The sequence below is a fragment of the Candidatus Pantoea symbiotica genome, assembly GCF_056491525.1.
Map to the genome: position 1 here is coordinate 3,774,594 of NZ_JBSZHR010000002.1, position 26,655 is coordinate 3,801,248.

Annotated in this window: 24 protein-coding genes and 1 riboswitch; of the genes, 12 read left to right on the top strand and 12 right to left on the bottom strand. The window is 58.5% G+C overall.

What is annotated here, in order from left to right; genetic code table 11:
* Nucleotides 1–45 precede the first annotated feature (45 nt).
* Complete coding sequence (locus tag ACXIZX_RS18220; protein WP_061719804.1) at nucleotides 46–1,878, top strand: ABC transporter ATP-binding protein; 1,833 nt, start codon at nucleotides 46–48, stop codon at nucleotides 1,876–1,878.
* Here ACXIZX_RS18220 and ACXIZX_RS18225 read toward each other — a convergent pair.
* Entirely contained in the window at nucleotides 1,875–2,999 is a 1,125-nt protein-coding gene (locus tag ACXIZX_RS18225; RefSeq protein WP_479404683.1) for a GNAT family N-acetyltransferase, read from the bottom strand. The genes ACXIZX_RS18220 and ACXIZX_RS18225 overlap by 4 nt on opposite strands.
* A 300-nt stretch (nucleotides 3,000–3,299) precedes the next feature.
* Between ACXIZX_RS18225 and ACXIZX_RS18230 the strand changes: the two genes are divergently transcribed.
* The 3 genes from ACXIZX_RS18230 (at nucleotide 3,300) to ACXIZX_RS18240 (ending at nucleotide 5,857) form a co-directional block, all read left to right on the top strand.
* A complete protein-coding gene (locus ACXIZX_RS18230) occupies nucleotides 3,300–4,199 on the top strand; it encodes a LysR family transcriptional regulator (protein WP_154193954.1) in 900 nt (299 codons plus the stop codon).
* A 99-nt stretch (nucleotides 4,200–4,298) separates the two neighbouring features.
* Entirely contained in the window at nucleotides 4,299–5,240 is a 942-nt protein-coding gene (locus ACXIZX_RS18235; protein WP_179453123.1) for a glutathione S-transferase family protein, read from the top strand.
* 11 nt (nucleotides 5,241–5,251) lie between these two features.
* Nucleotides 5,252–5,857 carry an alpha/beta hydrolase gene (locus tag ACXIZX_RS18240; RefSeq protein ID WP_479404684.1) on the top strand — a complete coding sequence of 202 codons (606 nt, stop codon included), beginning with the start codon at nucleotides 5,252–5,254 and terminating at the stop codon, nucleotides 5,855–5,857.
* Here ACXIZX_RS18240 and ACXIZX_RS18245 read toward each other — a convergent pair.
* The 3 genes from ACXIZX_RS18245 to ACXIZX_RS18255 all read right to left on the bottom strand — a co-directional run bounded on the left by ACXIZX_RS18245 (nucleotide 5,854) and on the right by ACXIZX_RS18255 (nucleotide 8,455).
* On the bottom strand, nucleotides 5,854–6,651 hold the full coding sequence (locus ACXIZX_RS18245; RefSeq protein ID WP_479404685.1) for a sugar phosphate isomerase/epimerase family protein: 798 nt from the start codon (nucleotides 6,649–6,651) through the stop codon (nucleotides 5,854–5,856). The genes ACXIZX_RS18240 and ACXIZX_RS18245 overlap by 4 nt on opposite strands.
* Nucleotides 6,652–6,757: 106 nt before the next feature.
* Nucleotides 6,758–7,135: a fluoride efflux transporter CrcB gene (crcB, locus tag ACXIZX_RS18250; protein ID WP_008109473.1), complete on the bottom strand. Its 378-nt coding sequence runs from the start codon at nucleotides 7,133–7,135 to the stop codon at nucleotides 6,758–6,760.
* Nucleotides 7,136–7,225: 90 nt separating this feature from the next.
* Nucleotides 7,226–7,301, bottom strand: a riboswitch (Fluoride riboswitch).
* A gap of 125 nt (nucleotides 7,302–7,426) precedes the next feature.
* Nucleotides 7,427–8,455, bottom strand: a complete 1,029-nt coding sequence (locus ACXIZX_RS18255) for a zinc-binding alcohol dehydrogenase family protein (protein ID WP_479404686.1) — start codon at nucleotides 8,453–8,455, stop codon at nucleotides 7,427–7,429.
* Nucleotides 8,456–8,590: 135 nt separating this feature from the next.
* On the opposite strand from ACXIZX_RS18255, the gene ACXIZX_RS18260 reads away from it, so the two are divergent.
* Together ACXIZX_RS18260 and ACXIZX_RS18265 are read left to right on the top strand one after the other, a co-directional pair.
* On the top strand, nucleotides 8,591–9,493 hold the full coding sequence (locus tag ACXIZX_RS18260; RefSeq protein WP_061723481.1) for a GntR family transcriptional regulator: 903 nt from the start codon (nucleotides 8,591–8,593) through the stop codon (nucleotides 9,491–9,493).
* 174 nt (nucleotides 9,494–9,667) lie between these two features.
* Nucleotides 9,668–11,020 (top strand): MFS transporter, encoded by a 1,353-nt coding sequence (locus tag ACXIZX_RS18265; RefSeq protein ID WP_008109477.1) that lies wholly within the window; start codon nucleotides 9,668–9,670, stop codon nucleotides 11,018–11,020.
* A 409-nt stretch (nucleotides 11,021–11,429) separates the two neighbouring features.
* Here ACXIZX_RS18265 and ACXIZX_RS18270 read toward each other — a convergent pair whose 3' ends face one another.
* Both ACXIZX_RS18270 and ACXIZX_RS18275 read right to left on the bottom strand, forming a co-directional pair.
* Nucleotides 11,430–12,344, bottom strand: a complete 915-nt coding sequence (locus ACXIZX_RS18270) for a LysR family transcriptional regulator (protein ID WP_154183256.1) — start codon at nucleotides 12,342–12,344, stop codon at nucleotides 11,430–11,432.
* 2 nt (nucleotides 12,345–12,346) lie between these two features.
* On the bottom strand, nucleotides 12,347–13,402 hold the full coding sequence (locus ACXIZX_RS18275; RefSeq protein WP_479404687.1) for a dipeptidase: 1,056 nt from the start codon (nucleotides 13,400–13,402) through the stop codon (nucleotides 12,347–12,349).
* Nucleotides 13,403–13,600: 198 nt separating this feature from the next.
* Between ACXIZX_RS18275 and ACXIZX_RS18280 the strand changes: the two genes are divergently transcribed.
* From ACXIZX_RS18280 to ACXIZX_RS18305, 6 genes are all read left to right on the top strand, one after another.
* Nucleotides 13,601–15,196, top strand: a complete 1,596-nt coding sequence (locus ACXIZX_RS18280) for an ABC transporter substrate-binding protein (protein WP_154193938.1) — start codon at nucleotides 13,601–13,603, stop codon at nucleotides 15,194–15,196.
* A complete protein-coding gene (locus ACXIZX_RS18285; RefSeq protein ID WP_479404688.1) occupies nucleotides 15,196–16,206 on the top strand; it encodes an ABC transporter permease in 1,011 nt (336 codons plus the stop codon). The genes ACXIZX_RS18280 and ACXIZX_RS18285 overlap by 1 nt, the downstream gene beginning before the upstream one ends.
* On the top strand, nucleotides 16,203–17,102 hold the full coding sequence (locus tag ACXIZX_RS18290) for an ABC transporter permease (protein WP_154157288.1): 900 nt from the start codon (nucleotides 16,203–16,205) through the stop codon (nucleotides 17,100–17,102). Before ACXIZX_RS18285 ends, ACXIZX_RS18290 begins: the two co-directional genes overlap by 4 nt.
* The gene (locus ACXIZX_RS18295; protein WP_479404689.1) at nucleotides 17,103–17,930 is read left to right on the top strand and encodes an ABC transporter ATP-binding protein; all 828 of its coding nucleotides are present in this window, start codon (nucleotides 17,103–17,105) and stop codon (nucleotides 17,928–17,930) included.
* A gap of 73 nt (nucleotides 17,931–18,003) precedes the next feature.
* Nucleotides 18,004–18,744 (top strand): ABC transporter ATP-binding protein, encoded by a 741-nt coding sequence (locus ACXIZX_RS18300; RefSeq protein WP_061719816.1) that lies wholly within the window; start codon nucleotides 18,004–18,006, stop codon nucleotides 18,742–18,744.
* Nucleotides 18,741–20,252, top strand: a complete 1,512-nt coding sequence (locus ACXIZX_RS18305) for a serine hydrolase domain-containing protein (RefSeq protein WP_479404690.1) — start codon at nucleotides 18,741–18,743, stop codon at nucleotides 20,250–20,252. Before ACXIZX_RS18300 ends, ACXIZX_RS18305 begins: the two co-directional genes overlap by 4 nt.
* A 77-nt stretch (nucleotides 20,253–20,329) precedes the next feature.
* Here ACXIZX_RS18305 and ACXIZX_RS18310 read toward each other — a convergent pair whose 3' ends face one another.
* The 6 genes from ACXIZX_RS18310 to ACXIZX_RS18335 form a co-directional block, all read right to left on the bottom strand.
* Entirely contained in the window at nucleotides 20,330–21,166 is an 837-nt protein-coding gene (locus ACXIZX_RS18310) for a fumarylacetoacetate hydrolase family protein (RefSeq protein ID WP_179453133.1), read from the bottom strand.
* Nucleotides 21,167–21,274: 108 nt separating this feature from the next.
* Nucleotides 21,275–22,096 (bottom strand): M55 family metallopeptidase, encoded by an 822-nt coding sequence (locus tag ACXIZX_RS18315; protein WP_154183244.1) that lies wholly within the window; start codon nucleotides 22,094–22,096, stop codon nucleotides 21,275–21,277.
* A gap of 49 nt (nucleotides 22,097–22,145) precedes the next feature.
* Entirely contained in the window at nucleotides 22,146–23,192 is a 1,047-nt protein-coding gene (locus ACXIZX_RS18320; RefSeq protein WP_479404691.1) for a DmpA family aminopeptidase, read from the bottom strand.
* Between the two features lie 2 nt (nucleotides 23,193–23,194).
* Entirely contained in the window at nucleotides 23,195–24,079 is an 885-nt protein-coding gene (locus tag ACXIZX_RS18325; RefSeq protein WP_007891891.1) for an ABC transporter permease subunit, read from the bottom strand.
* A complete protein-coding gene (locus ACXIZX_RS18330) occupies nucleotides 24,079–25,008 on the bottom strand; it encodes an ABC transporter permease (RefSeq protein ID WP_008106670.1) in 930 nt (309 codons plus the stop codon). Before ACXIZX_RS18330 ends, ACXIZX_RS18325 begins: the two co-directional genes overlap by 1 nt.
* Before the next feature lie 92 nt (nucleotides 25,009–25,100).
* Nucleotides 25,101–26,642, bottom strand: coding sequence for a glutathione ABC transporter substrate-binding protein (locus ACXIZX_RS18335; RefSeq protein WP_479404692.1), 1,542 nt, complete (start codon nucleotides 26,640–26,642; stop codon nucleotides 25,101–25,103).
* Nucleotides 26,643–26,655: the final 13 nt, after the last annotated feature.

Below are 26,655 nucleotides of genomic sequence, written 5' to 3' on the forward strand. Positions count from 1 at the left end.
TTGCACTAAGCTGTTAACTCTCACCATTTCGGGAAGAGTGACTCTATGTTGTATCGCCGTTTTGAACGTTTTATCAATATTTTCCAGGATGCGCCAACCGATTCCCCGCCCGCCAGCGTCTGGCCGTTCTACTTCTACTATCTGCGTCAGGTGTGGCCGAGTTTCGTCGCGCTGCTGATTGTCGGGCTGGTGCAGGCGCTGATCGAAGTGGCGCTGTTCAGCTATCTCAGCCGCATCATTGATCTGGTTAATCACTCCACGCCCGCCTCATTGTTCAGCGATAACTGGCAAATATTGTTGTGGATGGGCTTTGTGGCGCTAATTCTGCGGCCGGTGGTGATTGCCGCACACGATATGCTGGTGCATCAAAGCATCAACCCAAGCATGACCAGCATGATCCGCTGGCAGCATCACAACTACGTGCTGCGCCAGAGCCTGAACTTCTTCCAGAACGATTTTGCCGGGCGCATTGCCCAGCGCATCATGCAAACCGGTAACTCGCTGCGAGATTCGGCGGTACAGCTGGTGGATGCCATCTGGCACGTGGTGATTTACGCGGTGACCTCGCTGGTGCTGTTTGCCGAAGCGGACTGGCGCCTGATGATTCCGCTGGTGATCTGGATTGTGGCGTACAGCGTGTCGCTGAGCTTCTTCGTGCCGCGCGTTAAACAGCGTTCGGTGGTGTCATCGGAGGCACGCTCAAAATTGATGGGCACCATCGTCGATGGCTATACCAACATCGCCACCATCAAACTGTTCTCGCACAACGATCTGGAGAAACGTTACGCGCGTGAGGCGATTCAGGAGCAAACCGACAAAACCCAGCACGCCAGCCGCATGGTCACCACTATGGATATCACGCTCTCGACGCTCAATGGCTTGCTGATTGTCAGCACTTCCGGCCTGGCGCTGTGGTTGTGGAGCCAGTCGCTGATCAGCGTCGGTGCGATTGCGCTGGCGACCGGCTTGGTGATCCGTCTGGTGAACATGTCCGGCTGGATCATGTGGGTGGTGAACGGCATCTTTGAGAACATCGGCATGGTGCAGGATGGCCTGAACACCATTGCGCAGCCGCTGAGCGTGCAGGATCAGCCGAATGCAAAAAACATGCAGGTGACGCGCGGCCAGATTCGCTTTGAGGATGTGCGCTTTGATTATGGCGGCAGCCGTCAGGTAATTAATCGCCTCAACCTCAATATCAAACCGGGCGAGAAAATCGGGTTGATTGGGCCGTCCGGCGCCGGTAAATCCACCCTGGTGAACTTGCTGCTTCGGTTGTATGACATCAACAGCGGACGCATTGTGATTGACGATCAAAATATCGCTGAAGTGACGCAGGAAAGCCTGCGCGGGCAAATCGGCATGATCACCCAGGACACGTCGCTGCTGCACCGCTCGATTCGCGAAAACCTGCTGTATGGTCGTCCGGATGCGACGGAAGAGGAGTTGCAGGCGGCGATTATCCGCGCACGCGCCGACGAGTTCATTCCGCTGCTCTCCGATCCGCAAGGCCGCACCGGTCTGGATGCGCACGTGGGCGAGCGCGGCGTGAAGCTGTCGGGCGGTCAACGTCAGCGTATCGCCATCGCGCGCGTGCTGCTGAAAGACGCGCCGATTCTGATCATGGACGAAGCCACCTCTGCGCTGGATTCCGAAGTGGAAGCGGCGATTCAGGAGAGCCTGGAAACACTGATGCAGGGTAAAACGGTGATTGCCATCGCGCACCGTCTTTCAACTATCGCCAAAATGGATCGTCTGGTGGTGCTGGAGAAAGGTGAGATTGTCGAGATGGGCAACCATCGCGAACTGCTTGCGCACGGCGGACTTTACGCGCGCCTGTGGCAGCATCAGACCGGCGGTTTTGTCGGCGCGGATTAATCACCACGCCGATACGGTAAGGCGTCGCGCGCTTCAATTGCCCAGCCGCGCACGCCTTCCCGTTCCTGCAGCAGAAAATCCCCCACCGCATCACGCAAACCGGGATGGCACAGATAGTGCCACGAGTGCGTGATATGCGGTTCAAAGCCGCGCACCAGCTTGTGCTCGCCCTGCGCGCCCGCATCAAAACGCTGTAAACCTTCCGCGATGGCGAAATCCATGCCCTGATAGAAGCAGGTTTCGAAATGCAGCCGATCAAACTCCGCCAGACAGCCCCAATAGCGGCCATACAGCGTGTTGCCGTCCATTAAGCAGAACGCCATCGCCGCCGGTTGGCCTTGCAGCGTCGCGATCACCACGCGAATCGAACGCGGCATGCGCTCTGCCAGCAGGCTAAAGAAGTGGCGCGTCAAATAGGGTCGCTGGCCGCGCACCGCATAGGTGTTGGCGTAACAGGTGTAGACGAAATCCCACTGATCTTCGCGCAGCTCATCGCCGCGATACCAGCTGAATTCAAAGCCGCTACTCATCACCTGTTCACGCTCTTTGCGCAGCTGTTTGCGCTTGCGCGACATTAGCGAGTCGAGGAAATCCTGGAAATCGCGATAGCCTTTGTTGTGCCAGTGATACTGCAAGCCAAGGCGCTCCAGCCAGTCCGGCTGCTGCTGCATGATTTGATTGGCGAACGGCGTGGTGAAATTGATATGTGCGCCGCTCAAACCTTGTTCGTAGAGATTCTCCGGCAGCGCGCTGAGCAGTTTCAGCACCGCATCTTCATCGCCCAGCAGACGTGCGCCGGTCACCGGACTGAACGGAATCGCGCCCAGCCATTTCGGGTAGTAAGGAATACCGGCGCGCTGGCAGGCATCCGCCCACGCATGGTCAAACACATATTCACCGCGCGAGTGGCGTTTGCGATAGCCGGGAATGGCGGCACGCAGCACGCCGTTTTCGCGCCACAACAGGTGATCGGACTGCCAGCCGTTTTCAGGCCGCACGCTGCCGCTCTCTTCAAGTGACAGAAGAAAGGCATGGCGTAAAAACGGTTGATCGTCAGGTAACAGCGCATCCCATTCGACGGCGGAGATCTCCGCCAGCGACGACAGATGTAGCAAAGACATTCACGGCTCCCGGCCAGATGAAAGCAGGCGCCTAGTTCAACAGGTTTTCCCGTGTGGGAAAAGGTGCAGCGCACTGAATGTGTAATCAGCAGATTTGACCAGACGGTCGCCATAAATGGCGACCCTACGACGGACCGGCACGATTTTGTAGGGTCGCCATTCATGGCGACCCACGGCGGACCGGCGCGATTTTGTAGGGTTGCCATTCATGGCGACCTTGCCCATTAATGCGCAGTGCAGAATTTGACACGGGCGGCCCGCAGGCCGCACCCTACGATTTTCTCGTCAGCTGGAATTTTCATGGATCGACTCGATTGTGACCGCATGTTTGTCGCCGTGCTGGAAGTCGGCAGCTTTGCCGGTGCGGCTGAACGCCTCGGCACCAGCAGCGGCCAGGCGTCGAAGCTGGTCTCCCGGCTGGAGCAGGAACTTGGCGTGCAGCTGTTTAAACGCAGCACGCGTGCGCTGTCGCCCACCGAAGTCGGTCGCGCCTATTACGAACGAGTAAAAACGTTACTCGAAGCCTTTGATACGCTGGATGCCACGGTGCGCGACAGCGCCACAACGCCGACCGGCCGTCTGAAAATCAGCGCGCCCGGCACCTTTGGTACGGCGGTGTTAGCCAGCGTGCTGGTGGAGTTCGCGCGCCATTATCCGCAGATCGAACTCGACGTGAACTTCTCCGATCGTGCAGTCAACATCGTCGATGAAGGCTTCGATATGGCGATTCGCATCGGCAAGCTTGACGACAGCAGCTTGATTGCGCGCCGCCTCGGCGATGTGCCGATCCGCGTGGCGGCCTCTTCCGGTTATTTGCTGCAACACGGCACGCCACAGCATTGGCGCGATTTGGCGGCACATCAGTGCATCAGCGATACCAACTTCCGCGATCCCTGGCACTGGCCGTTTGTCACGCCGTGCGGCGACAGCGTCAGCATGCCAATTCGGGGTCGTCTCTGTTTCTCGAATACTGAAGCCTGTTTGCAGGCAGCGATTGCCGGGCTGGGCATTGCGCGGCTGCCAGGTTTTATTGCCGCGCCCGCTTTGCAGCGCGGTGAAATCGTCTCGATATTAGAGGAGTTCGCCACGCCGCCGCTCGGCTTGTTCGCGCTCTATCCGCCGGCACGTCATCTGGCGCAGAAAACCCGGCTGCTGATCGATTTCCTCGCCGCCCATTTCCAGCAGCATCCGCCCGGCTGACTCCTTCCAATTTGGAAGCAATGAAAGCCATTTTGCCCGGATTATCACCCAACCAGCAGCGCTGTATGCTCACTCCATCAACACATAGGAGAGAAGACGATGCTGGTAAACGGTAAGTGGAGTGCAGAGTGGCATCCGGTGCAAGCCACCGACAAACAAGGCGGTTTTGTGCGCCAGACATCCAGTTTTCGTCACTGGATCACCGCAGATGGTTCCAGCGAATTTGCTGCCGAGCCGGATCGTTATCACCTCTATGTGGCACTGATTTGTCCGTGGGCTTCGCGCACGCTGCTGGCACGCACTCTGAAAGGGCTGGAGAAAGTGATCAGCGTGTCGGTGGTGGAACCGCAGCTCGGTGCGCAAGGCTGGCGCTTCGGTGATTATCCCGGCGCGGACCGCGACTGGCTGAATAAAGCCGAATACATTCATGAACTTTATACCCGCGCCGATGCCGATTTCACCGGCCGCGCCACCGTGCCGGTGCTGTGGGACAAAAAGACGCAAACTATCGTCAATAACGAGTCGGCCGATATCCTGCGCATGCTGAACAGCGGCTTTGGCGCGCTGGCGGACGATCGCATTGATCTTTATCCCGAAGATCTCCGTGCAGAGATCGACGCGCTGAACGAATCGATCTATCCGCGCCTGAATAACGGCGTGTATCGCACCGGCTTCGCCACCACGCAGATCAGCTATCAGCAGGCGTTTAACGATGTGTTCAGCCAGCTGGATGAGCTGGAGCTGCGTTTGCAGGATGGCCGCACCTTCCTGCTCGGCGAGCGCTTAACCGAAGCGGATATCCGCCTGTTCGTTACGCTGGTGCGCTTTGACGCCGCCTATCACGGCCTGTTTAAATGCAACCTGCGCCGCCTGCGTGACTATCCGCTGCTCGATCGTTATCTCAAGAGTATGCTGTCGGTTTCTGGCGTGCGTCAGACGGTGAATATCGACCATATCAAGCAGGGCTATTATTCGATTAAAGCGCTGAATCCCAACGGCATTGTGCCGGTTGGCCCGGATATGGCGGCCTACGGTTTATAAGGAGCAGTGCGATGGCAAAAGCGTTAGTGATTTTTTTACATGGCGTCGGCAGCAACGGCGACGACCTCGCGGTGCTCGGCGAACATTGGGCGCGCCTGCTGCCAGATGTGGCGTTTGCCTCGCCGAATGCGCCCTATCCTTTTGAACATGCGATGGGATATCAGTGGTTTAGCCTGACCGGCATCACGCCTGAAAATCGCCCGGCGCGGGTGCGTGAAGCGCGCGCTGCCTTTGATGACACACTGCAACAGCTGATGACACAACACGGCATGGCGGATGCGTGGGACAAAGTGATTCTGGTGGGCTTTTCGCAGGGTTCGATCATGGCGCTGGATGCGCTGGCGTCGGGACGTTATCCGCTGGCTGGCGTGGTGGCATTTTCCGGTCGCCTGGCGTTTGATGGCGCGTTAACGCCGCAACAGTACACGCCTGCGCTGCTGATTCACGGCAAAGCTGATGATGTGATTCCGTTTAGCGAAAGTGCATCGGCGGAGCAGCGTTTGCAACAGGCTGGCGTGACGGTGGAAGCGCGCTATGAAGCGGCCACCGGCCACACCATTTCATCGCAGGGTGCGATGGATGCCGCCGGTTTTATTGCGCAATGTTTGCAGGATTAAGGCCAGTAGCGATTTAACGCCTGCCACGCCTTGTGCGCAGCCACGTCTGCTGGCTGCGCTTTCAACTTATCGTTAAACACTTCAATGCCGACCGGCCCGCTGTAACCGGCACTTTTCAGCTTATCGACAAAACGTTCCACTTCGATGATGCCATCGCCCGGCAACAAGCGCTGATGACGCGCATACTCGCTGAGCGGTTGCTTATCCTGCGGCGGCATTTCGCCCATGTCACACAGTTGCACTTCGTAGATACGATCGGCAGGAATGCCATCCAGCTGAGACGCATCGCCGCCTAACGCGCAGATGTGGAACAGATCGACCACCAAACCGATATTCGGCTGGTCCAGCCGTTGCAATCTTTCCCACGCCAGCGGCAGCGTATTATCCACGCTGCACCACGCCATCGGCTCATACATGATGCGCATGTTGTAGCGCGCGGCTTCCGACGCCATCCAACGTAAATCTTCATCAATGCGCGATGCTACGCAATCTTCACGCGTGCTGGCGGGAGCCTGAATGGTGTCGCAGCCAATGGTTTGGGCAATTTGAATGAACTGACGCAGCTCTTCGCGTTTTTGCTGGCGCTCACGATCCGGCGCACCGGTGAAATCGCGCAGCACCTGAACATTGGTGAAGCCAAGCTGTAACTGCTTTGCTAACTGTGGCGTACTGGCTTGCACATCGTCGCGCCAGATCTCAACCTGCTCGAAACCGGCGGCGCGTGCGGCACGCAGCTTCTCCTCAGGTTCACCGTTTAACAACACCAGGTTAAGGAATTTGGGGTTACTACGCATGACACAGCTCCTTAATCGTCCGGATAATCGGTGACACATTCTGTGCGTCACGCGCACAGAATGGCGATCAGTATCTACCTCTGAGGAGTTATTTCAAGCCTGAAGGTTATCCCAGCAGGTTTACCACGGCAAAACCGGCGAAGGTCATCAGCAGCGAACCGATGACATGCACCATCACGCTCGACATCGCCCACAGGTATTTGCCGGTTTGCAGCAGCCCGACAATTTCCGCAGAAAAGGTTGAGAACGTGGTTAAGCCGCCACATAAACCGGTGACAATCAGCAGTTTCCAGAAGGGATCGATATGCGGGTTACGCATGAAGAAAGCCAGCGCCGCACCGATGATAAAACCGCCCACCAGATTCACCATCAAGGTGCCCGGCGGCAGATTGGGAAACAACGCGTTAAAACGTAATGAGATCAACCAACGCAGCGAACAGCCAACCGCTCCGCCCAGTACCACCGCCAGTAACGACTTCAACATAGTTTGGAGCTCCTGAAATGAATTACGCGCAGGGCCGCGGCAGGACAGAATAACACCTGACACACCGCCGTCTCCCGCGCAGGGATACGAGTGTTGTCAGGCGTCATCAGCCGTCTGTGACCAGAACGGCGGTTGGGGAAGGTGGCACGCCATCACCTTAGGCGGGAGATAATACGCTGGCTTGGCAATGCAGACAATATGCGAGCCAGGTGCGCATTAATGCGCACCCTACGAAAACGTCACCGATCTGTCGTAGGGTCGCCATTCATGGCGACCGAACTTCCCGGAGAACTACCGCTCGAAGTGAATTACGCCTTTAATCAGTTCCCGGTTATTAATCACATCCGCTTCAAAACGCTCCACCAGCGTTGAAAAATCATAATGACGATTCAGCATCATGTCGGCACGAAGCTGCCCTTTCGCCATCAATTCGCCGACTTTAGCGAAATCTTCCAGCGTGGCGTTGCGGCTGCCCAGCAGCGTGGTTTCTTTTTTGTGAAACTCGATATCCGGGATCACCAGATCGCCTTTATGCAGGCCGACAAACACGATGGTGCCGCCGTGGCGAATCAGTTTCACCGCGCCGTTCATCGCCGCTGGACTGCCGGTGGCATCGATCACTTTAGCGGCCAAACGTCCGCCAAACTCCGCTTTAAGCTGCGCATCAAAATCGGCGTCTAATGGATTCACCGTCGCCAAACCCAGTTTCTGCGCCACGTGCGCACGGCGCTGCTCGCTGGTATCGGCCACCACCACTTTGGCACCCGCCGCCGCTGCAATCGCGGCCACGCCAAGGCCAATCGGGCCTGCGCCCACCACCAAAACCTGCTCATCCGCCGCCACGGCCGCACGGCGCACCGCATGCGCGCTGATGGCGAAGGGTTCAATCAGCGCGGCGGCTTCGGGATCAACATCATCCACCGCCAGCAAATTGCTGCTCGGCACGCTAAGAAATTCGCAGAAACCGCCATCCTGATGCACACCAATCACCGAGATGTTTTCGCAGCAGTTGGTTTTGCCGCTCAAACAGGCATCGCACTGCTGGCAGGCAACGTAGGGAATCAGCGCCACGCGCTGGCCCAGCCTGAAGCCGCTGGCCTGGCTGCCGAGTTCCACCACTTCGCCACAAAGCTCATGCCCTAACACGCGTGGATAGCTGAAGAACGGCTGATTGCCGGCCCAGGCGTGGATATCGGTGCCGCAAATCCCGGCGGCAATCGGTTTGATCAGAACGTCATTGGCGGCGGGTGTCGGCTTCGCGCGCTGCTGCCACACCATCTGGCGCGGCTCGGCGACCACCAGCGTTTTCATTGTTGTCATGGGCTTCTCCTGTGCTGTTGTCGCAGTTATGGCGAAAATCGCCGATGACAGCGTTTTGCGTTGGGGGAAGTGTGAAGCCAACCGCTTTTTTTGGGCTTTGTATGGTTTTTAATAGATAAAAAACCGGAGACGCGCATGAGCCGCAGCCAGAACCTACGTCAGAACGTGATTAACCAGATGCTGGAAGGCATTGCCAAACGGCATATCCGTTCGCCGTTGCCACCGCAGGCGGCGCTGGCCGAAATGTTCAATATCAGCCGCACCACGGTGCGCCACACCTTGCAGCATCTGCATGAGCGCGGCGTGCTGGAAAAGGTGGATGAAACCTACGTTATCGTGCGCGATCCCAGCGATGAAGATGGTTTTAACGCCCTGACGCCGCCGATTGATCAGCAGGCGCTGCAGTTTGAGCAGACCTTTTTCAACCTGATTAATCAACGTCAGCTGATGCCGGGCGATACCTTTAGCGAGCTGCAGTTAGCGCAGCAGGTGAAGGTCAGCCCGATTGTGGTGCGCGAATTCCTGCTGCGCTTTATGCGTTATGACCTGCTGGAGCCGGTGAAGCGCGGACAATGGCGCATGAAGAAGTTCGATCAGAAGTATGCCGAGAACCTGTTTGAGCTGCGTGAAATGCTGGAAACCCACGCGCTGACGCGTTTTCTTAATCTGCCTTCACAGGATGAGCGCTGGATGCAGGCGCGCGACCTGCTGGATCGCCATCGTTCAATGCGTGACACCATCGCCAGCAATTACCGCCACTTCGCCGCGCTGGATAAAGAGATGCACACGCTGATTCTCTCCGCCGCCAACAATCCGTTTTTTAATCAGTCGCTGGAGATTATTTCCGTGATTTTTCACTCGCATTATCAATGGGATGAAACCGACCTCAAGCAGCGTAATATCGTGGCGCTGGAGGAGCATATGGCGATTCTGACGGCGCTGATTAGCCGCCAGGATGTGGAAGCCTTGTGCGCCCTGCACAATCATCTCGGCACCGCCAAGACATCGATGATCCGTTCAATCCGTCAGTACAATTAAAAACCGATTAAAAACCACAAAGCATTAGCTCCCGCACGAATCTGAAACATCTCCGCAACATCCCGATCTGATTGCTTCTAGTCTCGAAGTCAATCCGTTGGGGCAGCACCTTTTTGCTGCCGCAGGATCCCACTCAAACGCATAACGATAAGTACCCAGATCCGGGAGGTCGCAATGGAAAATACTTCGGCTCGTGGCCGCGAAAACGCGCCACAACCGGCTGCAGACGGGCAAGATTTTATCCCGGCACGCAGTGACGTGGTGCGCTCGCCGCGCATCAGAAAGATCCAGATTACCGCCATGTTGCTGCTGCTGTTCGCCGCCATGATCAACTATCTCGATCGCAGCTCGCTGTCGGTCGCCAATATGACCATCCGTGGAGAACTGGGTTTATCTGCGACCGAAATTGGCGTGCTGCTGTCAGCGTTTTCACTGGCGTACGGCTTAGCACAGCTGCCGTGCGGAGCGCTGCTCGATCGCAAAGGGCCGCGCATCATGCTGGCGATTGGTATGTTCTTCTGGTCGCTGTTCCAGGCCGCGGCCGGTTTGGTGCATAACTTCACCCAATTTATTTTGGTGCGCATCGGATTAGGTATTGGTGAAGCGCCGATGAACCCGTGCGGCGTCAAGGTGATCAACGACTGGTTCAACATCAAAGATCGCGGCATGCCGATGGGCATGTTTAATGCCGCCTCGATGATTGGTTTGTCCATCGCGCCACCGATTCTGGCCGCGATGATGATGGTGATGGGTTGGCGCGGCATGTTTGTCACCATCGGCGTACTCGGCATGTTCCTCGCCATCGGCTGGTATCTGATGTACCGCGATCGCGATAACAACAAGCTGAGTGGCGAAGAGATTCACTATCTGCAGGCGGGCAGCGTGGCATCGCGCAAAGAGCCGCTGAGTTTTGCCGAGTGGCGCGGCCTGTTCAAGCAGCGCACCATGTGGGGCATGATGATTGGCTTCAGCGGCATCAACTACACCGCATGGCTGTATATCGCGTGGCTGCCGGGCTATCTGCAATCCACTTACAACCTCGACCTGAAAAGCACCGGTTTGCTGGCGGCGATTCCATTCCTGTTCGGCGCGGCGGGCATGCTGCTGAACGGTTATGTGGTCGATGCGCTGGTGCGTCGTGGTCATGATGCGGTGAAAGTGCGTAAGGTCTCTATCGTCACTGGCATGCTGTTGTCTGCTGCGTTTACCGCTTTCGTAACGCGTGCCACCGACACCACAAGCGCGGTGACGATGATCGGTATGGCGCTGTTCTGTATCCACTTTGCCGGTACATCGTGCTGGGGTTTGATTCACGCCAACGTCACGGCGCGCATGACCGCCTCGGTTGGCAGCATCCAGAACTTCGCCAGCTTCGTGTTCGCCTCGTTCGCGCCAGTGATCACCGGTTGGGTGCTGGATACCACCAAGTCGTTTAGCCTGGCGTTGATGATTTGCGCCGGTGTGACGGTGGTGGGTGCGCTGGCGTATTTGCTGCTGGTGCGTAAACCAATTACGGATGGGGTTTGAATGGTCGCCAGGAATGGCGTAATACATGTCCATTAAGCGCAGTGCGACTTTCGTTCGCCATGTGCTGAGGCAGTTGCAGTAACTTCATGCGGCGACCGAGCAGAGGGCGTCTGGCCACGCCCTCTGCACTCCCGGGCCCTGCGCCAGCCCAACCCGCCGCTGCGCGGTACCTTCACTCATTCGCGATTCCTGACGGACCGGTGTCGATTCGCTCCTGCTCAACGCCACCTCTCGCCGCATCCATGCGGCTCATCCTGGAATCCCTCACTCGTTCAGCGGATTGGGATGTCGCCTCAACACCCGCGCTGCAGCAGCATTGCGTTTTCTTAACTCACAATCGCTACAAACTCCGTAGGGTCGCCATTCATGGCGACCTGGTGCGCATAAATATGCGTACCGGCAATCGGCATCACGACGGGCGGGTGAAAAACTGCGATTCACATTGGCGCGCGATCTCCCACAGCTTGTTGCGAATCACCTGTTTTAGCTGCAGCGTGGATTGCGACTGCGGCTGATCGCGGCGGCTGATTAACATCACTTCAAACGGTAGCGGCTGCGCGACCGGCAACAGCTTGAGCTGGTCGGCATAACGGCAGGCGGTAAACAGATCGACAATCCCGACGCCGCCGCCCGCCAGTACCATATCGGCAATCACCGAATAGGTTTTGATCGACAGCGATACCGCCGGATTGAGTCCTTTATCGCGTAGCGCGCGGTGCAGCACGCGACCGAGCGGATCCTGATTCTGCATCATCAGCAGATTGTTGGCGCACAGCCACTCCAGCGTCACCGGCTCATTGTGGGTGTGATCGCGCGGCAGCAACGCCACCATCGACGACTGAAACAGCGGTTCCGCCAGTAAATCCGCATCCACCTGCTGACCAAACACCAGCGCGAAATCGAGCTGATTAGCCATGATCATGCTGCATAAGGTGCTGAAATGCTCGGTAACCAGCTCCACGCTGACCGATGCCGCCTGTTGCCGCCAGTTCACCAGCGCTGGCGCTAACACCATCTGACCAAACGCATGAGCGGCGCCGACGCGCACCGTTTGCCCTTCGCCGCGTCGCAGTTGCTCGGTGAGCTGAGTAATCGCTTGTAAACGTTGGTAGATGTCTTCCACTTCCGGCAGCAAACGCCGCCCTTCTGCGGTCACCACCATGCCCTGCGCACGCCGCTCAAACAGCGCAAAACCGAGCTGCTGCTCGGCGTGATTGAGCACGCGGCTGACATTCGGCTGCGACACATTCAGCAAACGCGCCGCCGCACTGATGCTGCCGGTCTGCACAATCGCCTGAAACACTTCAATATGCCGCAGCCGCATGATTATTCGCCCCAGGTGGCTTCAAGCACGCGCAGCCAGTTGCCGTGGCAAATCTTCTCCAGCAGCTCACGCGAATAGCCGCGTGCCGCCAGCGCCTGCACCAGCAGCGGGAATCCGGCCACGTCTTTCAGATCGCCCGGCATGGTGGCGCCATCGAGATCCGAACCAAAACCAACGCCATCTTCCCCGACTTTTTCCAGCAGATACTCAACGTGGCGTACGATGGCATCGACGCCGGTCGGCGCATGGCGATCGCCATCTTCACGCAGGAATGGCACGGCAAAATTGACGCCGACAAAGCCGTTGGTCTCGGCAATCGCCGCCAGCTGGCGATCGGTGAGATTACGCGACTGCGCGCTGATCACATGCGCGTTGGAGTGGCTCGCTACCAGCGGCGCATCGCTGATTTCTGCGGTGTGCCAGAAACCTTTCTCATCCATATGCGACAAATCAACCATGATGCGGCGGCGATTACAGTCGCGTACCAGCTGCTTGCCCGAGGCCGTCAGGCCGTTGCCGATATCCGGCGACGAAGGATAGAGGAACGGTACGCCATCGCCGAATTGATTCGGGCGGCTCCACAGCGGCCCCAGCGTGCGCAAGCCGCTGGCGTAGAGCATGTCGAGCAGTTCGCCGTGAGTATCCAGCGCTTCCGCGCCTTCCACGTGCATCACCACCGCTAACACCTTGTTTGCCATGCAGTGGCGAATATCGCGCACGCTGCGGCAAATCTTCACCTGGCCGTTTGAGGCCTGCTCAATGCGCAGCAGCAGCGCCAGCATAGAAAACGTCGCGTCGCGCGCTGAGTTGATAATTTCCTGAGGAAAATCTGCGAGGTCTGGCGCACTTCTTGCAATCAGAGGGTGGGACGGCACCCAGGTGGCGAAAATGCCACCTAACATATTTCCCTGACGGATACGCGGAAAGTCCATTTGGCCCGTTTTGGTGCCAGTGAAAAATGCATTAACCGCGTCCGGCTGATGGTGCTGCCACAGCTTATTCAGCACATCGTTGTGGCCGTCAAAGACCGGAATATCGAGGGTAATCGAGTCAGACATGTTGTTCAGTTCCATGTTCGGGGGAAAGCGCAGCACTGCCAGCTGGCGGAGCAAATTGCACCAAAAAAGGGCGAGCACCCGCGCGTGAAACAAATGGCTTAGAGCCGGTATTAATCCTCCGGCAGGTGTGTAAAGTCAAGACAAAAAACAATCAAATAACAATATTTTATTTTACTTATCAATCAGTTGGGAGTTTACATGGTTACCAGAAGACGTTTTCTTGCAGGATGCACTGCTGTACCTGTTGTTTCCTACCTCAGCCTGAATTCTTCCTTTGCCGCGACGCCGCCGACCATGCTGGTGATCGCGATGCAGCTCGATAACATCACCAGCCTCGATCCACACGAAAGCTTCGAAGCCACCGGCGGCCAGATCTGTGGCAACCTCTATCAACGTTTAGTCACGCCCGATCCAAAGCAAGCCGATAAAGTGATTGGGCAACTGGCGCAAAGCTGGGACGTCAGCAGCGATAACGGCACTTACACTTTCCATCTCGATCCGGCAGCTAAATTCGCCGATGGTTCGCCGCTCACTGCAGAAGATGTAGCGTTCTCGATTGAACGTATCGTCAAGCTGGATAAAAGCCCGGCCTTTATTATCAACCAGTTTGGCTTCACCAAAGACAACGTGACGCAGCTGGTGACCGCGAAAGATGCGCACACCGTTGAGATGAAACTCGGCGCGCCGGCGGCCGAAACCTTCCTGCTCTACTGCTTATCCGCCACCGTCGGCAGCATCGTGTCGAAGAAAGCCTGTCTGGCGAACCAGCAGAACAATGACTTCGGTAACGGCTGGCTGAAACAGCACAGCGCCGGTTCCGGTGCCTTTACCCTGCGCACCTGGAATGCCAGCGAAACGGTGATTCTGGAGATTAGCCCGCAATATGCAGGTTCAAGCAAAACCAAACGCGTGATCCTCAAACACATCGCCGACCCGGCCGCGCAGGCGCTGATGCTGAAAAAAGGCGATGTCGATGCCGCGTATGACCTCACCACCGAACAGCTGCTACAGGTGAAAAACGACAGCAGCGTGTCGCTGGTGAATCAGTCGCTGTCGGCCATCATGCTGATGTCGTGCAACACCAATAATCAGTACCTGAAAAAACCGCAGGTGTGGCAGGCGCTGAAGTGGGCGCTGGATTACGAAAGCATCCAGAAAAACATTCTGTCGATGAGTTTTGTTACTCATCAAAGTTTCCTGCCGAGCGGCTTCCCGGCGGCGCTGGACGATACGCCATTCCACAAAGATCTGGCGAAAGCCAAAGCGCTGCTGGCCGAAGCGGGTTACCCGGATGGCTTCGAAATCACCCTCGATCACTACTCAATGCAACCGTATCCGGACATCGCGCAGGCGATTCAAACCCAGCTGGGCGCGATTGGCATCAAAGTGTCACTGATCGCCGCCGAAAACCGTCAGGTTCTGACCAAAATGCGCGCGCGTCAGCATCAGCTGGCATTGACGGTTTGGGGTGCCGATTACTTTGATCCTAACTCCAACACCGAAGCCTTCTGCGTTAACACCGACAACAGCGATAACGCGCGTGCGCGCACGTTGGCGTGGCGCTGCAGCTGGTCAGATGAAGAGTTCAATAAACTCACCGAGCAGGCGTTACATGAGCCGGATCCGGCGAAGCGTATCGCGCTCTATCAGCAGATTCAGCAGCTAGGCCGCGAGAAGAGCCCGTTCATTTTCATGATGCAGAAGACCAAAAACGTGGCCACCAGCAAAGCGCTGAGTGATGTTCACATGACCGTGCTGGAGCAGTGGCCGTATGCGCAGGTGAAAAAAGCCTGATGCCGTTACTGAAGAGAATCGTCAGCACCCTGGGAAGCCTGGTGCTGACGCTGTTTGGTCTGTCGGTTTTGACCTTTTTCATTGGCCGCGTTATGCCCACCGATCCGGTGCTGGCGGCGGTCGGTGATAACGCACCGCAATCGGTGGTTGAGCGCGTGCGTGCGGAAATGGGGCTGGATCAGCCCCTTTACGTGCAGTTTGGTCATTACCTTAATCAACTGCTGCATGGCGATCTCGGTAAATCGATTCTCACCTCGAATCCGGTGATTACCGACATTGCCCGCTTCTTCCCCGCCACCATGGAGCTGGCAACAGCGGCGATCATCATCGCGGCGCCGATCGGCATTCCGCTCGGCGTGTGGGCGGCGGTGCGTCAACGTTCGTGGGTCGATCAAACCATTCGCGTCATCTGTCTTGCGGGCCATTCACTGCCGGTGTTCGTGCTGGCGTTGCTGAGCCTGCTGGTGTTCTACGCGGTACTCGGCATTGCGCCCGGCCCCGGACGGCAGGACATCATCTGGCAGGATATGGTGCCGCAGGTCACCGGCTTCCTCACCATCGATTCGCTGCTGGCCGGGGAAACCGACGCCTTCTGGGATGCGCTGGCGCACATGGCGCAGCCGGTGCTGATTCTGGCCTACTTCAGCATGGCCTACATCACGCGTATGACGCGCACCTTTATGCTTAACGCGCTGAGCGGCGAGTTCGTGATCACCGCGCGCGCCAAAGGTTTATCGTCACGGCGGGTGATTTGGCGGCATGCGTTTCCCACCGTGGCGGTTCAGCTGGTCACGGTGCTGGCGCTGACCTACGCCGGATTGCTGGAGGGCGCGGTGGTGACGGAAAACGTCTTCGCCTGGCCCGGTATCGGCCAATATCTCACCACATCGCTGATGAACGCCGACATGAACCCGGTAATCGGCGCAACCTTGCTGGTCGGCACCGTGTATGTGCTGCTCAATCAGCTGGCTGACCTTCTCTATCGACTTTGGGACCCGCGCGTAAAATGATCTTCTTCTCACGAGAATGGCTGCTCGACGACACGCCCGCCAATCGTCGCCAGGCGGTGTGGGGCCGGCGTTATCGCCTGTGGCTCAGCCTGCGCAGCAATCCGCTGGCGATGGCCGGACTGCTGGTGGTGGCGGTGATGCTGCTGCTGGCGCTGTTTGCGCCGTGGCTGACGCCGTTCGATCCCGGCGTGCAGCATCTGGAAAACCGTCTTGCGGCACCTTCTGCCGCGCACTGGCTCGGCACTGATGAACTGGGGCGCGATGTCTGGACGCGCATTATCTATGGCGGCCGCACCACGCTCGGCATGGTAATCGCCGTGGTGCTGCTTACCGCGCCACTCGGCCTGCTGATTGGCTGTATCGCCGGTTATGCCGGAGGCTTCATCGATAAAGCGCTGATGCGCCTGACCGATATCTTCCTCGCCTTCCCGCGTCTGATTCTGGCGCTGGCGTTTGTTGCCGCGCTGAAACCCGGCGTTGAGAGCGCGATTCTGGCGATTGCCCTGACGTCATGGCCGCCTTATGCGCGTCTGGCGCGCGCTGAAACGCTGCAGTTCCGCCACAGCGACTTTATCGCCGCCAGCCGTCTGACCGGCGCGTCGCCACTGCGCATTATTCTGCGCCACATCATGCCGCTGTGCGTGCCAAGCCTGATTGTGCGCGTCACGCTGGACATGAGCTCCATCATTATCACCGCCGCCAGCCTTGGCTTCCTTGGCATGGGCGCGCAGCCGCCGTCACCGGAATGGGGCACGATGATCGCCACCGCGCGTCGCTTCCTGTTCAGCGAATGGTGGGTGCCATTAATGCCGTGTATCGCGATTTTCCTGACGTCGCTGGCGTTTAACTTTCTCGGCGACGGTCTGCGCGACGTGCTGGATCCTAAGGAGCGCTAAATGTTGGTGGAAATCGAGAACCTGCGCGTTGCCTTCCGCTCGCGCAGCGAAACCTTTGAAGCAGTGCGCGGCGTCAGTTTTAGCGTGGGCCGCGAGAAGTTCGCCATTGTCGGCGAAAGCGGTTCCGGCAAGTCGCTGACCGCGCGCAGCCTGATGCAGTTATTGCCGGGCAATGCAGAAGTCAGCGCTGACGTGCTGCGCTTCGACGGTATCGATTTGCGCGGTGCCAGCGAGAAAGTGCTGCGTAAAATTCGCGGCAAGCGCGTCGGTTTTATCCTGCAAGACCCGAAATATTCACTCAACCCGGTGATGACCATCGGCCAGCAGATCGCCGAAGCCTGGCGCGAGCACAAAGGCGGCAGCCATAAAGCGGCGATGCAGGCGGCGATTGAGCTGCTGGAGCAGGTGAAAATTCGCGATCCCGCAGCCGTGGCGAAACACTATCCGCATGAAGTCTCAGGCGGTATGGGCCAGCGCGTGATGATTGCCATGATGCTGGCGCCCGATCCGGAACTGTTGATCGCTGATGAACCCACCAGTGCGCTGGATGCCACGGTGCAGGCGGAGATCCTCAAGCTGATTGACGAATTGGTCTCGGCGCGCGGCATGGGGCTGATCCTGATCAGCCACGATTTACCGCTGGTGTCGCACTTCTGCGATCGCGTGGCGGTGATGTATGCCGGCCGCATCGTCGAACTGCTCGATGCCGGGCAATTGCAACAGGCGCAGCATCCTTATACGCGCGGTTTGCTGGCGTGTTTGCCGTCGTTGCGCCATCCGCGCGAGCGTTTACCCGTATTGCAGCGCGATGCCGCGTGGCGCGAATAACTATCGGCGCACAGCGTAGGGTCGCCATTCATGGCGACCGTTTAAATGGACGCACAGAATTTACAGGCTTCCCATGATTCAAATCGATAACCTGCGCATCAACTTCGGTGCGCACACGGCGGTGAAAGACGTCAGCTTCTCAGTCGGTAACGGCGAAAGCTTTGGCCTGGTCGGTGAAAGCGGCTCGGGAAAATCCACCATCCTGCGTGCACTCGCTGGGCTGAATGCCGACTGGCAAGGCAGCATGCTGTTTGGCGGTATGCAGCTCAGCGCCAAACGCAGCCGCGCCTTCTATCGTCAGGTGCAGATGGTGTTTCAGGACCCGTTTGGTTCGCTGCATCCGCGTCAAACTATTGATCGCATCCTGCACGAACCGCTGCTGGTGCATCAGCTCGATCGCGCCGAACAGCGCATCAGCCAGGCGTTAGGCGAAGTGGGCTTGCCCGCCTCGGTACGTTTCCGCTATCCGCATCAGCTGTCGGGCGGCCAGCGTCAGCGCGTGGCGATTGCACGCGCGCTGATCGCCGAACCGGAAGTGCTGCTGCTGGATGAACCGACCTCGGCGCTGGATGTGTCGGTGCAGGCCGAAATCCTCAATTTACTCAGCGATCTACGCAGCGAGCGCAAACTCACCTACATTATGGTGACGCACAATCTCGCGGTGGTAACGCACCTGTGTCAGCGCATTGGCGTGATGCAGAATGGCGAGATGGTGGAGCAGCTGAGCGCCGACGATCTGCGCGCGCGGCGCATCCAGCATCCGCATACCGCCCAACTTTTCGATCTCAGCATGACGCTGGAGGAACCGGCATGACCGCTAACTGGCAACGCGCTGCGGATGTCGCACAACAGATCACTGAAAGCTGGCAACAGCCGGGCGCGCCGGGCGGCGCAATGATTCTGTTTGATGCGCACCAGATTCACTCAACGCACTGCGCCGGATTGGCCGATTTGGCGCAGCAAACGCCGTTCAGCGCCGACAGCGTGGTGCGTTTCGCCTCGATCACCAAACATCTGTTCGCCGCGCTGGTGACCGGGCCGGGACGCCGCTACCTCAAGCTCGACGATGCGTTGGCGCAGCATCTGCCGCAGCTGAACGGAGCCAACGGCCAAATCACCGTCGGCCAGGCGCTGGATATGAGCAGCGGTTTGCCGGACGTGCGCGAAACCTTATCGCTGCTGGGATTATCGGTGTACAACGCCACCAGCGCCGACGACCTGCTGGATTTTATCGCGCGCGAAGGCGAGCTCAACTATGCGCCCGGCAGCGAAATCTCCTACACCAACACCGGCTATCGGCTGGTGGAAGAGGCGCTGAAAGCCAAAGGCGTGTTATTCAATGATCTGCTGCAGCAGTACATCTGCGATCCGCTGGATATCAACCTGATTGCGCCGGAAAGCTGGTTCGATATCGTGCCTGGTTTGGTGCCTGGCTACTGGCAAAACGGCGCGCAGTGGCAGCTCTCCAGCGCCGGTTTGCATCTCTCGGCATCGGGCAGCGTCACTGGCAGCCTGAATCATCTGACGCGCTGGCTGCAAAGCCTGCTGGCCGATAGCGGACCGGGCGCGGGCGTGCTGCAACGCTTGAGCGCGCCGCGTAATCTCAACGATGGCCGCACCAGCGGATACGGTTTGGGCATTACCAGTTCGACGCTCGGCAGCCAGACGCTGTTTGGTCACGGCGGTTCGCATGCCGGTTATAAGAGCTATTTCCTGCTGCATCCGGAACTGAAAATCGGCGTGGCGCTGGTCGCCAACCGCGAAGATGTCACCACCTCGGAAAGCGTGCTGCGGGTGATGGCGGCGCTGCTCAACCGCGCGTTACCGGAGAAAGGACACGATTTAACGCCCGGACTTTACGTGGCGCAAGACGCCGCCGACTGGCTGGAAATCAAAGGCGTGACCGCCACCTGGCTCGGCGCAGGCGAAACCTTGTGGCGTGACGATGTGCACGGCACGGCGGTGTCGCTCTCCAGCACTTTCCCGATGCGGTTACGTCATGATGGCACGGCGATTGTGGGAGAGATTGGCCATGCCGCACGACGTTTTGTGCCGGTACAGGCCGATCAGGCCAGTCTCGATAATCTGCAAGGCCGCTGGTTCGCGCCGCATTGGCGCAGCGAGTTGGTGATTGAGGGCGAAAGCTTAATCATGGGCATCGGCCCGGCGGCGATTCGTGCGCGTTTGCAGTCGCTGGGTAACAATCGGCTATTAGCCACCGCGCAGGATGGACCGTGGGAGAAGCGCTTCGCGATTGTGCGCGAAGGCGATACGCTGCGGCTGCTGTTGAATCGCAGCCGCGTGGTGACGTTTACACGTTAACGCAACGTAATATTCCAGGTGCGCATTAATGCGCACCCTACAAAACCGTCGTAGGGTCGCCATTTATGGCGACCGTTTTATGCGATACGGTGACGTAATTTTCCGATCTTTTCGATTTCCACTTCAATCTCATCGCCGGGGAACATAAACAACGGTGGCGTGCGTTTTTTACCGACGCCGCCCGGTGAACCGGTGATGATCACATCGCCTGGCGACAGCGGGCTGAACGCGGAAATGTACTCGATAATCTTCGCCACCGGATGCACCATGCTCGCGGTGGTGTCGTTCTGCACTTCGCGCTGGTTGAGCCAGGTTTTGATCGCCAGCTGCTGCGGATCGGGGATCTCGTCGGCGGTGGTCATCCACGGCCCGAAACCGCCGGTTTGCTGCCAGTTTTTCCCGGCGGTGAACCAGGTAAACTGCATGTCGCGCACCGTGGCATCCATAAAGCAGCTGTAACCCGCAACGTGATTCAGCGCATCGGCGGCTTTCACCTGATAGGCCGCTTTGCCAATGATCACCGCCAGTTCGCCTTCGTAATCAAATTCCTGCGTGGTAGCGGGTTTCAGCAGCGGCTGCTCGTGCGCCGCCAGCGAATCCGCGAAACGCACAAACAGCGTCGGCGCTTCAATCGTCTCGGCGAACTCTTTGCGTTTGTCGGCGTAGTTCATGCCAACGCAGAACACTTTGCCAGGATTTTCTACCACCGGCAGAAAGCGGATGGCGCTAAACGGATGATCAATGGGCTGTGAAACGAAAGCATCGAGATCGCTTAACGCGCCGCGTTGCAGCAAGGTTTTCAGGTCCGGGCAGTCAGCGCCGAGACGCGCGCCGATATCAATCACGCCCTCTTGCTGCACGATACCGTAACTTTTTCTTTCCTGGTCAATAAGATAAAAACTGCAGAGCTGCATGACTGCCTCGTTGTTATATATAAATTGCGCGCAGGTTAGCAAAATTCAGCAGGAAATGCGGACCGACCTGATGATTTAGCGCGGTCGCCATAAATGGCGCCCCTACGATCACGATTGTGTACTTGCCAGATAGGAGAAGGCGCTCAGCAGGCTGATTAACGTATTCATGTCGTCGGCGCGATAGCCAACGGTGACCGCGTCAATGCGCGTCACGCCGGGAATCAGGCTAAACAGGTCCGCCAATACCGGTTTGCTGGCTTGCAGCTGCATCTCATAAGGCGCGCTCAGCCGCGTGGTGCTGATCTGACGTTTGCGCTGTACCGCAGCAGTTGCCGCAGCGCGAATGGCGTTTTGCGCCGCCTGCGGGCTGATGGATTCGGCGCAGGTGTGCGAGATGGCGCGCTTCACGCAGACGTAATCTACCGAGGGATAATGCTCGGCAATCCAGCCTTTGAGCTGATCGTCACCGCTCACCAGCCACAGCGGCGTGCCCTGTTCGGCAGCGGCTGCGGCGTAGATGTCAGTCTCGCCCATCACCTTGCCGTTGATGTGAATGCGCCAGAACGCACGGCCATTAATGGTGTGCGCCAGCACGCCCGGTTCGCCCGCCGCACTGTGATAGCCGATAAAGAACAGGCCATCAAACGGCTGCTGCTCAATGCCTTCCACCATCGATAAGCCGCGCGGTTTGCCCTGCACCATGCGCGCGCGGGGATCAATATTTTCCGCGCGCAGGTTGGTCATCTGCGCGTGGCTGTCGGCCACCACCACTTCCGTCGCGCCACCGGCAAATGCGCCATCGATGGCGGCGTTGACTTCTTGTTCCATGAGTCCGCGCGCTAACTGATATTCGGCGTGGCCCGGTGAACACTGTTCAGGGCGCATGACGCCGGCGATGCCTTCGATGTCGGCAGAGATGAAGATTTTCATGAGGTTGGTTCCGTGCGGTTATTGGCAGAGGTCGCCATGAATGGCGACCCTACGATGCAGCTAATCGATCTAATACTTCGGTTAACGACGGGCGATGATGGCCGCGGAAACCGGTGACGGCTTCGGCGCTGAGTAAGGCATCCAGCACCGCGTGTTCGGTGGCATCGGCGGCGGCGGCGAGCAGCGGTTCCAGCGTGGATTCTTCTGGCGGTTGCGGCTGTGGCTGGGTGGAAAATGCCACTGCAATATCGCCCGAACCGTGGCCCCAATAGCTACCCAGGCGTCCCAAACCGGCACCGGCGCGTTTAGCGACGCGCTTCAGCTGACGCGCATCGAGCGGCGCATCGGTCGCCATGATAATGATGATGGAGCCGGCATCGCGCTGCGGCGTCAGTTCCGGCAGTAGCGGCGCGATCATTTCACCCAGGCGCACGCCATCCAGCGTCAGCGCGGTCAATGCGCCGAAGTTCGCCAGCACCAGCACGCCCAGCGTGGCATTGAGCGACGGAATCATGCGCGATGCCGTGCCAATGCCGCCTTTTAAACTGAAACAACTCATGCCGCGCCCGGCACCGACGCTGCCGCGATCGAAATCTGCCGTGGCGTCATAGAGTGCTTGCTGCGCCATCGTCTCGGTGATCGCCAGCGCCTGAATATCGTTGAGCCAGCCGTCGTTGCACTCCAGCGCCAGCGGATTGACCGTGGGCAAGCTGCGGCCCAACTCGCTGTTGCGGCTGATGGCATCGCGCACCAGCGTGGTAAACAGCGTGCCGACCGCCAGCGTGTTGCTTAGCAATATCGGCGTTTGCAGCACGCCCAACTCTTCAACCTGCACCAAACCAACCGGTTTGGCGAAACCGTTAAACACCGCCGCCGCACAAGGCAGCGGCTGGGTAAACAGATTGTCGCCCGGCGGCACAATCGCGGTGACGCCGGTTTGCCGCTCGCCGTCGGCTAACGTGTAGTGACCGACGCGCACGCCCGGCACATCGCTAATGCGATTGGTTGTCCCGCTGGCGCTGCGCGGTTGTCCCAGCTGGCGCTCGCTGCGCCAGCGTTGCAGCAGCACGTCGCGCTGCAGTTGTTGAAAGTCCATGCTTAGCTCTTCAGTTTAGGATCGAGCGTGTCGCGCAGCGCATCACCCAACAGGTTAAACGCCAGCACGGTAATAAATATCGCCAGACCCGGAAATACGCTGACGTGCCACAAGCCAGCCATCATCATGCTGCGGCTCATCGCCAGAATATTGCCCCACTCCGGCACATCGGGTTCCGGGCCGAGGCCGATAAAACTCAGCCCGGCGGCGGTCAGAATACTGGTGCCGATACGCATAGTGAAATAGACAATCACGTTTGACAGCGTGCCCGGCAGAATATGGCGCAGCAGAATCACGCGATCCGGCGCACCGGCGCAGCGCACCGCTTCGACATACGCCGCCTGCTTCAGCGACAACGTGGACGCACGCACGATGCGGGCAAACACCGGCACGCTGAAGATCGCTACCGCGATGATGACGTTGTTGAGTCCTGGACCGAGAATCGCCACCACCGCAATCGCCAGCAGCATGCCGGGAAAGGCAAACAGCACGTCGGAGCCACGCATAATCAGCATATCGATCCAGCGTCCGTAATAGCCCGCCAGCAGGCCGAGCAGCACGCCAACCACCATGCCGAGCGTCACCGACAGCACACCAACATACAGCGAGATACGCGCGCCAAAGATGATGCGGCTGAACAGATCGCGACCGAGTTCATCGGTGCCCATCCAGTGCGTGCTGGAGGGCGGCGATGACAGCGCCATCCAGTCGGGTGCCATCGGATCCCATGGCGCCAGCCACGGCGCGAAAATGGCCACCAGCACCAGCAGCAGCACAAAGCCGCCGGAGACCAGCGCCAGCGGATTACGCACCAGCGCGTGCAGGAAATCGCGCCACGGCGAACGGATCGCCTCCTGCGCGTGGGCAGGCAGAGATTGCAGACTCATCAGGGCTCCTGTCGCAGGCGAATCGCTGGATTGACCACGGCGTACAGCAGATCGACCAGCAGGTTAATGACAATAAACTCAAACACAAACAGCATGACTAACGCCTGGATCACCGGCTGATCCTGCGCCTTGATCGACTCGATCAACAGCCAGCCCAATCCCGGCCAGTTAAACACGCTCTCGACCACGATCGATCCGCCGAGCAGAAAACCGAACTGCAAACCGAGCATGGTGATCACCGGGATCAACGCATTGCGCATCACGTGTTTCCACGTCACCAGCCGATTGCGCAGCCCTTTGGCTTTGGCGGTGCGCACGTAATCTTCCTGCGCCACTTCGAGAAATGCCGAGCGGGTGAAGCGCGCCATCACCGCCGCCACCGAGGAACCGAGCGTGATCGCCGGTAATACGATGTCGCTGGGCTGATTGAAGCCGCTGACGGAAAACAGGCCAAACGGCATGGCGACAAACTGGATCAGCAGCAGACCTAGCCAGAAAGTGGGCATTGAGATGCCGCCGACGGCGACGCTCATTAAGGTCCAGTCCTGCCATTTACCGCGTTTCAGGGCGGCAAATACGCCGAGGAATAGGCCCAGAATCACCGACCAGGCAAAACCGGCCAGCGCCAGCCACAGCGTGGGCATAAAGCCCTGTTTGATCACGTCCAGCACCGGCTGTTGAGTGCGATAAGTGACGCCCAGATCGCCGCGCAGCAGGCCGCCGATCCAGTTGATATATTGCTGCGGCAGCGGATCGTTGAGTCCAAGATGCTGACGCGCTGCTTCCACCGCGGCCAAAGGCGCATCCGGTCCGGCGTAGATACGCGCCGGATCGCCAGGCAGCAGTTTGATGAAGCCGAAGACCAGCAGCGAGACCACCAGCAATACGGGGATCATCTCCAGCAGTCGGCGAATGATGTATGCGAACATGCGGTTCCTTTTGGTTGGGTGCGGATTGTTCCAGGTGCGCATGAATGCGCACCCTACAACGTAGGGTCGCCATTAATGGCGACCGCCAACCTTTACTTAAACGTCGCCTGATTAAACAGGAAGTTGCCATCCGGCAGCATCGACACTCCGCTCAGCGTGCTGCGTTTGCCGACCAGATTGTCTGGCGTGCCGAGGAAGGCGACTGGCGCCTCTTTCCACAACGCTTTCTGTGCCTCGGCGTAGGCCTCGCCACGCTTAGCCGGATCGGCGGTGGCTAAGCCGCCAGCAATCGCTTTGTCGGCTTCGGCGTTGCTGAAGTACGAGACGTTATACGAGGTCGGCACCCAGGATTCGGTGGCGTAGAGTGGACGCAAGGCCCAATCGGCATCACCGGTTGATGTCGACCAGCCGCCGTAATAGAGATCAAATTCCGCCGCTTTCGGGTCCTTCACGCCCCACAGTTTGGCGTTGCGCGTGCCGGAATCCATCGGCGTGACCGTGGCGCGAATCCCCACAGTTGCCAGCTGCGCTTTTAATACCTGCGCGGCACGCACGCTGGCGGTGGCGTTGGTGACCCACAGTTTGAGATCGAGGCCGTTCGGATAACCGGCGGCTTTCAGCAGCGCTTTGGCTTCATCTGGCGCATAGCGATAGTTCGGCGCGCTCTGCTTCTGGTAGAACTGCACGCCTTGCGGAATCGCCGAGCTGGCCGGTTTGCCCATGCCGGCAAACGCCACTTTAAGCCACAGATCGCGGTCGATGGCGTAGTTGATCGCCTGACGCACACGGACATCAGCCAGCGGTTTGTGCTGGGTGTTGATCGCCATGTAATAGAGATAAATGCTCGGATCGCGCTGCACCGCCAGTTTGCTGTCGCTCTGCACGGTGGCGATCAGGTCGGATGGCAATGGCCAGATCGCATCTACCTGGCCGGACTTCAGCGCCGCCACGCGCGTGGCATCTTCCGGGCTTGGCGAGAAAATCACGTTATCCACTTTTGGCCAGCCCTTTTGCCAGTAGCCGTCGTACTTCGCCAGCGTCACGGCTTTACCCGGCTGCCAGGTCACGAATTTGAAGGGACCGGTGCCGACCGGATGCAGGCGCAGCTGCGCTTCTTCCGGATACTGCTTGAGAATCGCCGGGCTCCACATCACCGCCGACGGATGCGCCAGCGTGTTGATGAAGGCACCAAACGATTGGTTCAGCTCGATTTTCACCTGATCCGGCGCCAGCACCGTCACTTTCGCAATCATCTTGTAAAGGCTGTTGCGCTTGAGGCCTTTGGTCTGATCGGCAAGGCGATCGAGGTTGGCTTTTACCGCTTCGGCATCGAACGGCGTGCCATCCTGGAAGGTCACGTCTTTACGCAGCGTCAGAGTAAATTCGGTGGCGCTGTCGTTGCTGGTGTAGCTGGTGGCGAGCCACGGCTGCAGCTTCATCCTGGCATCGAACTGGAACAGACGCTCGAAGATGCCGCTCTGCACCGAGTAGCTGACGTTATCGGAGGTATCGTGCGGATCGAGGCCGGTGATGTCGGCATACATCGAAATGCGCAGATCCTGCGCCTGAGCAGCGGCGGCCAGCGAGAGGGTCAATCCCAGCGCGAGCGCAGTACGGCGGAAAATCGGGTTCATGAAATCTCCTGGT

What these genes read in the sequence shown, in the direction of transcription:
- ACXIZX_RS18220 (WP_061719804.1), top strand. Translation starts at nt 46, where the DNA reads ATGTTGTATCGCCGTTTTGAACGTTTTATCAATATTTTCCAGGATGCG.
- ACXIZX_RS18225 (WP_479404683.1), bottom strand. Translation starts at nt 2,999, where the DNA reads ATGTCTTTGCTACATCTGTCGTCGCTGGCGGAGATCTCCGCCGTCGAA.
- ACXIZX_RS18230 (WP_154193954.1), top strand. Translation starts at nt 3,300, where the DNA reads ATGGATCGACTCGATTGTGACCGCATGTTTGTCGCCGTGCTGGAAGTC.
- ACXIZX_RS18235 (WP_179453123.1), top strand. Translation starts at nt 4,299, where the DNA reads ATGCTGGTAAACGGTAAGTGGAGTGCAGAGTGGCATCCGGTGCAAGCC.
- ACXIZX_RS18240 (WP_479404684.1), top strand. Translation starts at nt 5,252, where the DNA reads ATGGCAAAAGCGTTAGTGATTTTTTTACATGGCGTCGGCAGCAACGGC.
- ACXIZX_RS18245 (WP_479404685.1), bottom strand. Translation starts at nt 6,651, where the DNA reads ATGCGTAGTAACCCCAAATTCCTTAACCTGGTGTTGTTAAACGGTGAA.
- crcB (WP_008109473.1), bottom strand. Translation starts at nt 7,135, where the DNA reads ATGTTGAAGTCGTTACTGGCGGTGGTACTGGGCGGAGCGGTTGGCTGT.
- ACXIZX_RS18255 (WP_479404686.1), bottom strand. Translation starts at nt 8,455, where the DNA reads ATGACAACAATGAAAACGCTGGTGGTCGCCGAGCCGCGCCAGATGGTG.
- ACXIZX_RS18260 (WP_061723481.1), top strand. Translation starts at nt 8,591, where the DNA reads ATGAGCCGCAGCCAGAACCTACGTCAGAACGTGATTAACCAGATGCTG.
- ACXIZX_RS18265 (WP_008109477.1), top strand. Translation starts at nt 9,668, where the DNA reads ATGGAAAATACTTCGGCTCGTGGCCGCGAAAACGCGCCACAACCGGCT.
- ACXIZX_RS18270 (WP_154183256.1), bottom strand. Translation starts at nt 12,344, where the DNA reads ATGCGGCTGCGGCATATTGAAGTGTTTCAGGCGATTGTGCAGACCGGC.
- ACXIZX_RS18275 (WP_479404687.1), bottom strand. Translation starts at nt 13,402, where the DNA reads ATGTCTGACTCGATTACCCTCGATATTCCGGTCTTTGACGGCCACAAC.
- ACXIZX_RS18280 (WP_154193938.1), top strand. Translation starts at nt 13,601, where the DNA reads ATGGTTACCAGAAGACGTTTTCTTGCAGGATGCACTGCTGTACCTGTT.
- ACXIZX_RS18285 (WP_479404688.1), top strand. Translation starts at nt 15,196, where the DNA reads ATGCCGTTACTGAAGAGAATCGTCAGCACCCTGGGAAGCCTGGTGCTG.
- ACXIZX_RS18290 (WP_154157288.1), top strand. Translation starts at nt 16,203, where the DNA reads ATGATCTTCTTCTCACGAGAATGGCTGCTCGACGACACGCCCGCCAAT.
- ACXIZX_RS18295 (WP_479404689.1), top strand. Translation starts at nt 17,103, where the DNA reads ATGTTGGTGGAAATCGAGAACCTGCGCGTTGCCTTCCGCTCGCGCAGC.
- ACXIZX_RS18300 (WP_061719816.1), top strand. Translation starts at nt 18,004, where the DNA reads ATGATTCAAATCGATAACCTGCGCATCAACTTCGGTGCGCACACGGCG.
- ACXIZX_RS18305 (WP_479404690.1), top strand. Translation starts at nt 18,741, where the DNA reads ATGACCGCTAACTGGCAACGCGCTGCGGATGTCGCACAACAGATCACT.
- ACXIZX_RS18310 (WP_179453133.1), bottom strand. Translation starts at nt 21,166, where the DNA reads ATGCAGCTCTGCAGTTTTTATCTTATTGACCAGGAAAGAAAAAGTTAC.
- ACXIZX_RS18315 (WP_154183244.1), bottom strand. Translation starts at nt 22,096, where the DNA reads ATGAAAATCTTCATCTCTGCCGACATCGAAGGCATCGCCGGCGTCATG.
- ACXIZX_RS18320 (WP_479404691.1), bottom strand. Translation starts at nt 23,192, where the DNA reads ATGGACTTTCAACAACTGCAGCGCGACGTGCTGCTGCAACGCTGGCGC.
- ACXIZX_RS18325 (WP_007891891.1), bottom strand. Translation starts at nt 24,079, where the DNA reads ATGAGTCTGCAATCTCTGCCTGCCCACGCGCAGGAGGCGATCCGTTCG.
- ACXIZX_RS18330 (WP_008106670.1), bottom strand. Translation starts at nt 25,008, where the DNA reads ATGTTCGCATACATCATTCGCCGACTGCTGGAGATGATCCCCGTATTG.
- ACXIZX_RS18335 (WP_479404692.1), bottom strand. Translation starts at nt 26,642, where the DNA reads ATGAACCCGATTTTCCGCCGTACTGCGCTCGCGCTGGGATTGACCCTC.